1 protein-coding gene is annotated in these 1,151 nt (G+C 52.7%); it reads right to left on the bottom strand.

What is annotated here, in order from left to right:
* Window positions 1-25 precede the first annotated feature (25 nt).
* Window positions 26-385 carry a hypothetical protein gene (locus RMSM_RS34970; protein WP_008708987.1) on the bottom strand — a complete coding sequence of 120 codons (360 nt, stop codon included), beginning with the start codon at window positions 383-385 and terminating at the stop codon, window positions 26-28.
* Between the last annotated feature and the right edge of the window lie 766 nt (window positions 386-1,151).

Raw genomic sequence — 1,151 nt, 5'->3', positions numbered from 1 at the left:
CATCATCGGGAATGACGTCTTCTTGTCATGACGAGCAATACTGCGCAGGATCCGCCTCATGATCATCGAGGCTCGCCTGCCATTGCATCAGCAATTCAGGATCCCCATGAATGCGAGATCGGACACGAGAGATCTTTCGTTGCTGCAAGAGCACATAGGTGATCAACATCCCGAATAACACCAGTCCTACCCAGGACGGTAATTGTCCAGGACGCCAGACTCGCAAATACATCACCAGCGAGTTAAATGCGACCAGAGGAATGCAGAGCAAGGCATAAAAGCGAGACCTGATCGCCTTGTCAAGTTCGAGACACAATTCATCGATCTGTTTCGTCTGGTGAGACGAGGCGTCTGCGGATGGCGGAGCGTCGGGGGAATAAGCCATGTTCCAAATCTCTTGAGTCGACTGTTCGCTCGAATTGGTGTCGCTGGAGGGAAGTGGAGGAACGTAGACAGGGGAATTGGGGGGTGCAAGCAGATGAAACTGGTGATGTCCGCCGCTGCGTCACCGTTGCTGCGTGACGATCACATCGTTCGCAATCACGCCCACCGAACACCGCGTCCACGTCATTGCTACAGGCGAGTCTACCACAGCTGCAACAACGGAGAAATTGCTCCTCGAAAACCTCTCAAACGTTATTCGCCACTATGAATTGGAGGGATTAGGGAAGTATTTTAGCATGCTGATCATTGTACGATTGGCGGACCCCTCGAACAGATAGACGCCAGTGACATCAATTGGACGTAGCTTTCCATTGGGTCCATACGTCGTCGCCGTCATGGATTGCACGTTTCCGTTTAGGGTCACGTAGTCAACAGCGTCTTGGCCCAGCTTCTGGCGAGGAATATTTGCAGCGTAGCGAGTCAAGGGATAGAGAAAAGATTCACCTCGATCAAAAAGTACCGCCGGTCGGAACTGTTCGCGCACGCAAGTCTCCATCGCGGAAGTAAACTTCAAGAGAGACCGATCCCTTGGCGGCGACGCCGCCCTCTCCTAGATTGTTCCAAGATGTTGTGATCACGAAAAGACCTTGCCGCCACTCGCGTGCACCCCATGGTTCTTGTGCCGTGTCTGGGTTGCGGACGACTCACAATTCGGCCTGGATCCGCAGATCTTTAGAATAGTGGTCGAAGAGAGGCTATTCAAACAC

Source organism: Rhodopirellula maiorica SM1, assembly GCF_000346295.1.
Lineage (GTDB): Bacteria > Planctomycetota > Planctomycetia > Pirellulales > Pirellulaceae > Novipirellula > Novipirellula maiorica.
Note: the sequence above shows the minus strand (reverse complement) of the source record. Positions and strands in the feature narration are given on the sequence as shown.

Excerpts from the sequence above, each read along its gene's own strand:
- RMSM_RS34970 (WP_008708987.1), bottom strand. The coding sequence starts at position 385 with ATGGCTTATTCCCCCGACGCTCCGCCATCCGCAGACGCCTCGTCTCAC.